Below are 9,929 nucleotides of genomic sequence, written 5' to 3' on the forward strand. Positions count from 1 at the left end.
GTCCCATTTACCGGGGAAAGTCGGCCGGGAGCGGCGCGCTCGCCGCCGGCGGGACCGCGGCCCGATCGCTGTCCCGCTCACGCTCCAGCATCCGCCGCAGCGGCCCGGCGATGCCCGCCAGTTCCTGGTAGGGGCCCCGCTGCACGATGCGGCCGGCGTCGAGGACGAGTACCTCGTCGACCTGGTCCAGGCCCGCCAGCCGGTGGGTGATCAGCACGGTGGTGCGGCCCTCGGTCGCGGCCAGCAGGTCCGCCGTCAGGGCATCGGCCGTGGCCAGGTCCAGGTGCTCGGCCGGCTCGTCCAGCACCAGGACGGGGAACCCGGCCAGCAGCGCCCGGGCCAGGGCCAGTCGCTGACGCTGGCCGCCGGAGATCCGCTGCCCGTGCTCGCCGACCAGCGTGTCCAGCCCGTCGGGCAGGCCGTCGGCCCACTCCAGCAGCCGGGCCCCGGCCAGCGCCGCGCGCAGCTCGTCCTCGGTGGCCGTGGGCCGGGCCAGCCTCAGGTTCTCCCGGACCGAGCTGTCGAAGAGGTGCGCGTCCTGGGCGCAGAGCCCGACCAGGCGTCGTACGTCGTCCCCGGCGCACGCCCGGGCGTCGGTCCCGCCGAGGGTGTAGGCGCCCTCGGCGACGTCGAGGAAGCGCAGCAGCACCTGGGCGAGCGTGGTCTTGCCGGAGCCGGACGGGCCGACGACGGCGATCCGGCGGCCGGCCTCCAGGGTGAGGTCGACCCCGTGCAGGGCCGCCCGCTCCTGGCCGGGGTGCCGGGCGGTGAGCCCGGTCAGCCGCAGCGGGAACGGCACGGCGGGCAGCTCGCGGGGCCGCTCGGGCTCGGCGACCGGGTCCGGGGTGGCGAGGACCTCCTGCACCCGCTCGGCGCTGCGCCGCACCCGCTGCCGGTACTGGACGGCCTGCGGCAGGCCGGTCACGGCCTCGAACGTGGCGAGCGGGGTGAGGACGACCACGGCCATGGCCACGCCGGAGAGCCGGCCGCCGGCCACGGCGTCCGCGCCGAGGGCGGCCGCCAGGACCACGGTGAGTCCGCAGACCAGGGCCGACAGCCCGCTGCCGAGCCCGGTCGCGGCGGCGCCCCGGGCGGCGATCCGGGTGAGGACGGAATCGCTCTGCCGGGCCTTGTCCGTCCGGTCGGCGAGCGCGCCGGCGACGGTCAGCTCGGCGGTCCCCGTGAGCAGGTCGGCCACCCGGGTGGCCAGCTCACCGCGGGCCGGCGCCAGCCGGCGTTCGGCCCGGCGCGCACAGGCGCCGCTGACCAGCGGCACCCCGACCCCGGCGGCCAGCAGGCCGACCGCGAGGACGGCACCTGCCTCGGGCAGCAGCCAGGCGGTGAACGCCACCGAGCCGGTGCCGACGAGCACGGCGGTGCCCAGGGGCAGCAGCCAGCGCAGCCAGTAGTCCTGCAGGGCGTCGGCATCGGCGACCAGACGGGCCAGCAGGTCCCCGCGCCGGCTGTCGCGCAGCCCGCCGGGGGCGATCCGCTCCAGCCGCCGGTAGACCGTGACCCGCAGGTCGGCGAGCATCCGCAGGACGGCGTCGTGGGAGACCAGGCGCTCGGCGTAGCGGAAGACGGCCCGGCCGATACCGAAGGCGCGGGTCGCGGTGACGGCCATCATCAGGTAGAGCACCGGGGGCTGTTCGGAGGCCCGGGAGATCAGCCATCCCGACACGGCCATCAGGCCGACGCTGCACCCGACGGCCAGCGCCCCGAGCCCCAGCGCCAGCCGGAACCGCCCCTGCCTGCCCCGGGCCATACCCCGCACCCATCGCAGCGGCTCCCTGACAGGACCACCCCACGCGCCGCCCACCTCGGCGGGCCCCGCCTCCGGCGCCCCGGCATCCGGCCGGACATCCGGGCCGGCCCCGGCACCCGCGACACCCGCGGCACCTGTGACGCCCGTGGCCCCCACGGCACCCTGGGCACCCGCCCCCGGCACGTCCGCCCCGACGAGGCCGGGACCGCTCGGCGGGGCGGGCGACTCGCCCTTCCCGGAGGCCTCGGCCCCGGTGGGCTCCAGGCGGACCACACGGTCGGCCACCGACAGCAGGGCCGGTCGGTGGACCACGAGCAGGACGGTCCGCCCGGCCGCAAGACGGCGGACGGCGTCCACCACGGCGGCCTCGGTCTCACCGTCCAGCGCGGCCGTCGGCTCGTCCAGCAGCAGCACCGGACGGTCGGCCAGGAACGCCCGGGCCAGGGCGAGCCGCTGGCGCTGCCCCGCGGACAGGCCGAGCCCGCCCTCGCCCAGCATCGTCCCGGCCCCGCGCGGCAGCGCGGAGACGAACTCCCAGGCCCCGGCGTCCCGCAGGGACCGCTCCAGCTCCTCGGCGGTGGCACCGGGCCGGGCCAGGGCCACGTTCTCGGCGATGGTCCCGGCGAACAGGTGCGGCCGCTGCGGCACCCAGGCGATCCGCTGCCGCCAGGCGTCCTGGTCCAGCTCCCCCAGGTCCACCCCGCCGACCAGCACCCGACCCGCCGTGGGCCGTACGAATCCCAGCAGGACGTTCAGGAGCGTGGACTTGCCCGTGCCACTCGGCCCGGTGAGCGCCACGCACTCCCCTGCGGCCACGGTCAGCGAGACCGCACCGGGCGAGGCCGCGGCCCGGCCGGGGTAGCGGACCTCGACGTCCTCGAACCGCAGCGCGGGGGAGTCGGGCACGGCCCGGGTCCCCTGCGCCGCGAGGCTCGGCGCCTCCAGGACCTCGAAGATCTCCTCGGCGGCGGCCAGTCCCTCGGCGGCCGCGTGGTACTGCGCCCCGACCTGCCGCATCGGCAGGTACGCCTCGGGCGCCAGGATCAGGATCACCAGCCCCGTGTACAGGTCGAGGTCCCCGTGGACCAGCCGCATACCGATGGTCACGGCGACCAGCGCCACCGAGAGGGTGGCCAGCAGTTCCAGGGCGAACGAGGAGAGGAACGCGATCCGCAGTGTCCGCAGGGTGGCCCGACGGTAGTCGTCGGTGATCCTCCGGATCGACTCGGCCTGGGCCTTGGCCCGGCCGAACACCTTGAGCGTCGGCAGGCCCGCGACCACGTCCAGGAAGTGCCCGGACAGCCGGGACAGCAGCCGCCACTGACGGTCCATCCGGGACTGGGTGGCCCAGCCGATGAGGGCCATGAACAGCGGGATCAGGGGGAGCGTGACCACGATGATGGCCGCCGACACCCAGTCCTCGGTGACGACCCGGGCGAGCACCGCCACCGGGACCACCACGGCGAGGCCCAACTGGGGCAGATAGCGGGAGAAGTAGTCGTCGAGCGCGTCCACGCCCCGGGTCGCCAGGGTCACCAGCGACCCCGTGCTCGCCCCGGCGCCCCGACCGGAGGAGGCCTGGGGACCGGCCGGGCGGCCCGGGCCCAGCTCGGCGGCCCGGGCCAGCAACCGGATGCGCAGTTCCGACTTGACCGCGGCACCGGCCCGGTGCGCGGCGAGTTCGGTCAGCCAGGCGACGAGGGCGCGCCCCAGCGCCACCGCCGCGAGCAGCAGCAGTGGCGTCCGGAGCGCGTCCCCGTCGAGGCCCTTCTGGAAGGCGCCGACCACGATCTCGGCGATGAGCATCGCCTGACCGACGACCAGACCCGCGCCGGCCAGCCCGAGGGCCACCACCGCGATCAGGAACAGGCGGGTGGACCGGGCGTGGCGCAGCAGGCGCGGGTCGATCGGTTTCACGTGAAACATGCCCCCTAGTGAGCGGCCTCGGCGATGTGCTGGGTACCGATCCGCTTGCGGAAGACCCAGTACGTCCAGCCCTGGTAGAGCAGGACCAGCGGTGTGGCGATGGCCGCGCACCAGGTCATGATCTTCAGGGTGTACGGGCTGGACGAGGCGTTGGTGACCGTGAGGTTCCACGCCGCGTCGAGCGAGGACGGCATGACGTTCGGGAAGAGGGTCAGGAACAGCATCGCGACGGCCGCCGCGATGGTGATGCCCGACAGGGCGAACGACCAGCCCTCGCGCCCGGCCAGGTTGCAGCCGAGGGCCGCGACCAGGGCCAGCACCGCCACGACCATGGCGACCAGGCTGGTGCCGTCCCCGCGCGAGACCTGGGTCCAGATCAGGAAGGCCAGCGCCAGGACGGCGGTGACCACACCGAGCCGGGTGGCCAGGGCGCGCGAGCGGTCCCGGATCTCACCGACCGTCTTGAGCGAGGTGAAGACCGCGCCGTGGAAGGTGAACAGGGTGAGGGTGACCAGTCCGCCGAGGATCGCGTAGACGTTCAGCAGGTCGAGGAACGTGCCGACGTACTCCTTGTTCTGGTCGATCTTCACCCCGCGCACGATGTTGGCGAAGGCCACGCCCCACAGGAAGGCGGGGATGAGCGAGGTCCAGAAGATCGCCTGTTCCCAGTTGGTCTGCCAGCGGTCCTCGGGCCGCTTGGCGCGGTACTCGAAGGCCACGCCCCGGATGATCAGACAGACCAGGATCAGCAGCAGCGGCAGGTAGAAGCCGGAGAACAGGGTGGCGTACCACTCGGGGAAGGCGGCGAAAGTCGCTCCGCCCGCGGTGAGCAGCCAGACCTCGTTGCCGTCCCAGACCGGGCCGATCGTGTTGATCAGCACCCGCTTCTCGGCACGGTCACGGGCCAGCAGCTTGGTCAGGACACCGACCCCGAAGTCGAAGCCCTCCAGGAAGAAGTAGCCGATCCACAGGACGGCGATGAGCACGAACCAGACGTCGTGGAGTTCCATGGTGTTCTCTCCCCGGCCTCAGTACGAGAAGGCCATCGGCCGGTCGGCGTGGGTGTCGTCGCCGCCGATGCGCTTCGGCGGGTTGAGGTCGGCCTCGGTGAGCTCCGGCGGCCCGGCCTTGACGTACTTGACCAGCAGCTTGACCTCGATCACGGCCAGCACGGCGTACAGCAGGGTGAAGACGATCATCGAGGTGAGCACCTCGGCCTGGGAGACCCCGGGGGAGACGGCGTCCCGCGTGCGCAGGACTCCGTAGACCACCCAGGGCTGGCGGCCCATCTCGGTGAAGATCCAGCCCCACGAGTTGGCGATCAGCGGGAAGCCCATCGTCCACAGGGCGACGATCCAGTACCACCGGGTCAGCTTGGGGTTCAGGGCCGTCCGGAACAGGACCAGGTGCGGCACCTCGTCCTCACCGGTCCGCAGCGCCGGCGGCAGCATGAACTTCTTGCGGGTCAGCCACAGCCCCAGCACACCGATACCGAGGGAGGCCATGCCGAAGCCGATCATCCAGCGGAAGCCCCAGTAGGCGACCGGGATGTTGGGCCGGTAGTCACCGGGGCCAAACTTCTCCTGCTCGGCCTTGTTGACGTCGTTGATGCCCGGGACGAAGGAGCTGAAGTCGTCGTTGGCGAGGAAGGACAGCAGGCCCGGGATCTCTATGGCGACCTTGTTGTGGCCCTTCTCCACGTCTCCGTAGGCGAACACGGAGAAGGGGGCGGGGGCCTCGCCGTCCCAGAGCGCCTCGGCGGCGGCCATCTTCATCGGCTGCTGCTTGAACATCACCTTGCCGAGCAGGTCACCGCTGATGGCGGTGCCCATACCCGCGATGATCAGCACGACCAGGCCGAGCCGCAGCGAGCTGCGCATGACGGGGACGTGCCGCTTGCGCGCCAGGTGGAAGGCGGAGATGCCGACCATGAACGCGCCACCGACCAGGAAGGCGGCCGTGATGGTGTGGAAGAACTGGGTGAGCGCGGTGTTCTGGGTGAGGACCGCCCAGAAGTCCGTCAGCTCGGCACGCCCGGTGGTCTCGTTGATCTTGTAGCCGACCGGGTGCTGCATCCAGGAATTGGCCGCGAGGATGAAATAGGCCGACAGCACCGTGCCGATCGAGACCATCCAGATGCAGGCCAGATGGATCTTCTTCGGCAGCTTGTCCCATCCGAAGATCCACAGTCCGATGAAGGTGGATTCGAAGAAGAAGGCGATCAGCGCCTCGAAGGCGAGCGGCGCCCCGAAGATGTCACCCACGAACCGCGAGTAGTCGGACCAGTTCATGCCGAACTGGAACTCCTGGACGATGCCGGTGACGACACCCATCGCAATGTTGATCAGGAACAGCTTGCCCCAGAACTTGGTGGCCCTGAGGTACTTCTCCTTCTCGGTCCGCACCCAGGCGGTCTGCAGGCCGGCGGTCAGCGCGGCCAGCGAGATCGTCAGGGGGACGAAGAGGAAGTGGTAGACCGTGGTGATGCCGAACTGCCAGCGCGCCAATGTCTCGGGCGCCAAAGCCAGGTCCACGTCGTCATCTCCTTATCGCCGTGGTCACAGCCGCAGTCTGCCTGGCGGGTTCCCCCCATACGGGGAGGAAGCAGGACACGCTTGTGAACGCGTTCACATTCACAAGCATTATGACGCACACACGTCCGGACCGCAGCGGCGGGGGTACCCCTAGCCAACAAATTCAACAGATTGTTGAATGTCGCCCATGCAGATACGACTCTCCTGGCCCGCCGGCCAGCTCACGGCGACCCTCGACGACACCCCGACCGCCAAGGCCCTGACCGACGCCCTGCCGATCTCCGCCTCCGCACACACCTGGGGCGAGGAGGTCTACTTCGACACCGGCGTCTCCGTGGCGCTGGAGCCCGACGCCCGGCAGGTCGTCGACCCCGGCACGGTCGCGTTCTGGACCGAGGGCGACGCGCTCGCGCTGCCCTACGGCCCGACGCCCATCTCCCGCGGGGGCGAGAGCCGCCTGGCGAGCCCGTGCAACGTGCTCGGCTCCTTCGACGGCGACCCCCGCCTGCTGGCCACCGTCCGCGACGGCGACCCCATCCGCGTGGAACGGGCCTGAGGGGCTGCGCGGCAGCCCCTGACGACTACATCTCCTTGAAGAAGGCCTCCGCCGTGTGCAGGAAGAGGTCGTTCGCCTCGGTCTCACCGATCGTGACCCGCAGGCCCTCGCCCGCGAAGGGCCGGACCACCACACCGGCCTTCTCGCAGGCCGCCGCGAAGTCGGCGGTCCGCTCGCCCAGCCGCATCCACACGAAGTTGGCCTGGCTCTCCGGGACCGTCCAGCCCTGGGCGACCAGCGCCTCGTACACCCGCTTGCGCTCGCAGACCAGCGAGCCGACCCGGCCCAGCAGCTCGTCCTCAGCCCGCAACGAGGCGACCGCCGCGTCCTGGGCGAGCTGGCTCACCCCGAACGGAACCGCCGTCTTGCGCAGTGCCGCGGCCACCGGCTCGTGCGCGATCGCGAATCCGACCCGCAGACCGGCCAGCCCGTACGCCTTGGAGAAGGTGCGCAGCACCGCCACGTTCGGGCGGTCGCGGTAGAGCTCGACGCCGTCCGGGACCTCGGGGTCGCGGATGAACTCCTTGTAGGCCTCGTCCAGCACCACCAGGACGTCCGAGGGCACCCGGTCCAGGAAACGTTCCAGCTCGGCGCGGCGCACCACGGTGCCGGTCGGGTTGTTCGGGTTGCACACGAAGATCAGCCGGGTCCGCTCAGTGATCGCGTCCGCCATCGCGTCCAGGTCGTGCACGTCACCCGGGGTCAGGGGCACCTGCACCGGCTTCGCACCCGAGATCTGCGTGATGATCGGGTACGCCTCGAACGAGCGCCAGGCGTAGATCACCTCGTCACCCGGACCGGCGGTGGACTGCACCAGCTGCTGGGCCACGCCGACCGAGCCGGTGCCCGTGGCGACGTGCTCGACCGGCACCCCGAAGCGGTCCGCGAGCTCGGCGACCAGGCCGGTGCACGCCATGTCGGGGTAGCGGTTGAACGCCCCCGCCGCGGCCACGGCCGACTCCAGGACCCCCGGCAGCGGCGGATAGGGGTTCTCGTTGGAGGACAGCTTGTAGGCGACCGCACCTCCGGACGCGGCCGGCTTGCCCGGCTTGTAGGTGGGGATGCCGTCCAGCTCGGCGCGCAGCTTCGGGCTCTTCTCGCTCACCGCAGGTCCTCCTCGACCTTCCCGTACAACTCAATACTGCTCACCTTATGAGGATTACGCCCGCCCGGAAATGGAGGGCGCCAGGATTGCGGGGGAGCGCGCGCATATATGCGTGCGCCGGTGGCCCACGCCGTGGCGCGCATCCCTCGTGCAGGTGAGTTGAGACAGGCCCGAAACCTGATCGGTTTGGCATGCTCGTACCCGCCGACAAGCGACCCCCTTACCTACAGCAACCAACTTCCTTCATTTCCAAGGTCATTGGGGGTGGCGAACCATGCAGAATCGTGCCTGTCAACGCGTGCATATGCACCCGGACCACCCACCCCACCGAGCCCTACTATCGGCTCGCCATGACAGCAGCAGGGAAGCATCAGGTGAGCCGGACCGAGACCACCCGGCGGGCCGCCGGCCGCCAGGGCCGGGCCGGCATCAGGGACGTGGCCGCCGCGGCGGGCGTCTCGATCACGACCGTCTCCGACGCGCTCAATGGCAAGGGACGGCTGCCGGACGCCACCCGCCGCCACGTCCGGGAGGTCGCCGACCGGCTGGGCTACCGCCCCTCCGCCGCCGCCCGCACCCTCCGTACCGGCAAGTCGGGCCTCATCGGCCTGACCGTGACGACGTACGGGGATGAACCTTTCACCTTCACCGAATTCGCCTACTTCGCCGAGATGGCCCGGGCCGCCACCTCCGCCGCACTCGCCCGCGGCTACGCCCTGGTCATCCTCCCCGCCACCTCCCGTCACGACGTCTGGTCGAACGTGGCCCTCGACGGCACCGTCGTCATCGACCCCTCCGACCACGACCCGGTGGTCTCCGAGCTGGTCCGGCAGGGCCTGCCCGTGGTCTCCGACGGCCGGCCCGCCGGCTCGCTGCCCGTCACCGCCTGGGTGGACAACGACCACGAGGCCGCCGTCCTGAACCTGCTCGACCACCTGGCCGCCGCCGGCGCCCGCCGGATCGGGCTGCTGACCGGCACCACCACGGACACCTACACACGGCTGTCCACCACGGCCTACCTCAACTGGTGCGACCGCGTCGGCCAGGACCCCGTCTACGAGTCCTACCCGGCCCACGACCCGTGCGCCGGCGCCGTCGCCGCCGACCGGCTGCTCGCCCGGCCCGACCGGCCCGACGCGGTCTACGGGCTCTTCGACCCCAACGGCACCGACCTGCTCGCCGCCGCCCGGCGCTACGGGCTGCGCGTCCCGGACGACCTGCTGCTCGTGTGCTGCAGCGAATCGACCGTCTACGCCAACACCGAGCCGCCGATCACCACGCTCTCGCTCAAGCCACGGCGCATCGGCACCGCGGTCGTCCAGCTCCTCATCGACGCCATCGAAGGGGTGGACACCGGACGGCCGGTGGAGCAGGTGGTGCCGACCGAACTGATCGTCCGTACGTCGTCGCAGCGCAGGCAGCCGCGCACCACCGTCAGCCCGCCGCGCTCCCCGGCGCAGAACTGACAAGTAGCCAAATCAGGAAAAACTGGCCGGAACGATCGGCTCCGGACAGGATTCACCACCCCTGGTGCGTCACACAGAGCGAGCCGCATTCCTATGATGGGCGCACGACATCACGGACCCTCCGGCCCGGAGGACAGGGGGGTCCGCAGGTGTACGGACGCGCGACGGTGGTGGAGGGGTCGATGACTCAGGGGGCCGGTCAGGGACCCGCGATGCGGACGGAGACGCTGCGGGACTTCAAGGTCCCCACGTCCGAACCCCTGGCGTACCCCGTGTCCGGCGAACAGGCCGCCGAGGCCCCCGTGTACGGCGAGTACCCCGCGTACTACGAGACGTCCGGCTCCTACGAAGCGTCCGGCTCCTACGAGGACACCGGCTCGGCCGTCCCGCCGCGCCCCGGGTACGCCCCGCAGCCCGGCTAGGCGACGTGCCCTGCCGGCGCGGCGCGGCGCGGGGGGGGGGCTGTGGGGGGGCGGGGCCGGGCTCCGGGGAGTACCCGGGGGGCGGCGGGACGGCCGAGCCGGTGTCCTCGTAGGAGCCGGACGCTTCGTAGGAGCCGGACGTCTCGTAGTACGCG

At 71.8% G+C, this 9,929-nt stretch carries 7 protein-coding genes; 3 read left to right on the plus strand and 4 right to left on the minus strand.

All coding sequences use genetic code 11. The annotated features are described in order from the left end of the window. Window positions 1-7: 7 nt before the first annotated feature. From cydD to EF918_RS08845, 3 genes are read right to left on the minus strand one after another with little or no spacing between them, the layout of a single operon-like run. On the minus strand, window positions 8-3,682 hold the full coding sequence (gene cydD, locus EF918_RS08835; protein WP_125643462.1) for a thiol reductant ABC exporter subunit CydD: 3,675 nt from the start codon (window positions 3,680-3,682) through the stop codon (window positions 8-10). A 14-nt stretch (window positions 3,683-3,696) separates the two neighbouring features. Then, window positions 3,697-4,701: a cytochrome d ubiquinol oxidase subunit II gene (gene cydB, locus EF918_RS08840; protein ID WP_125643452.1), complete on the minus strand. Its 1,005-nt coding sequence runs from the start codon at window positions 4,699-4,701 to the stop codon at window positions 3,697-3,699. 18 nt (window positions 4,702-4,719) lie between these two features. Continuing rightward, window positions 4,720-6,225 (minus strand): cytochrome ubiquinol oxidase subunit I, encoded by a 1,506-nt coding sequence (locus EF918_RS08845; RefSeq protein WP_125643454.1) that lies wholly within the window; start codon window positions 6,223-6,225, stop codon window positions 4,720-4,722. A gap of 187 nt (window positions 6,226-6,412) precedes the next feature. Between EF918_RS08845 and EF918_RS08850 the strand changes: the two genes are divergently transcribed. Beyond that, window positions 6,413-6,781, plus strand: coding sequence for a cyclophilin-like fold protein (locus EF918_RS08850; protein ID WP_125643456.1), 369 nt, complete (start codon window positions 6,413-6,415; stop codon window positions 6,779-6,781). Between the two features lie 25 nt (window positions 6,782-6,806). Here EF918_RS08850 and hisC read toward each other — a convergent pair whose 3' ends face one another. Further along, window positions 6,807-7,886 carry a histidinol-phosphate transaminase gene (hisC, locus tag EF918_RS08855; protein WP_125643458.1) on the minus strand — a complete coding sequence of 360 codons (1,080 nt, stop codon included), beginning with the start codon at window positions 7,884-7,886 and terminating at the stop codon, window positions 6,807-6,809. Window positions 7,887-8,236: 350 nt separating this feature from the next. Here hisC and EF918_RS08860 point away from each other — a divergent pair, with 350 nt between their 5' ends. Together EF918_RS08860 and EF918_RS36850 are read left to right on the plus strand one after the other, a co-directional pair. Beyond that, complete coding sequence (locus EF918_RS08860) at window positions 8,237-9,352, plus strand: LacI family DNA-binding transcriptional regulator (protein ID WP_125643460.1); 1,116 nt, start codon at window positions 8,237-8,239, stop codon at window positions 9,350-9,352. Window positions 9,353-9,564: 212 nt separating this feature from the next. Next, window positions 9,565-9,774, plus strand: a complete 210-nt coding sequence (locus EF918_RS36850) for a hypothetical protein (protein WP_185921659.1) — start codon at window positions 9,565-9,567, stop codon at window positions 9,772-9,774. Window positions 9,775-9,929 lie beyond the last annotated feature (155 nt).

Source organism: Streptomyces sp. WAC06614 (assembly GCF_003949795.1).
Classification (GTDB): domain Bacteria; phylum Actinomycetota; class Actinomycetes; order Streptomycetales; family Streptomycetaceae; genus Streptomyces.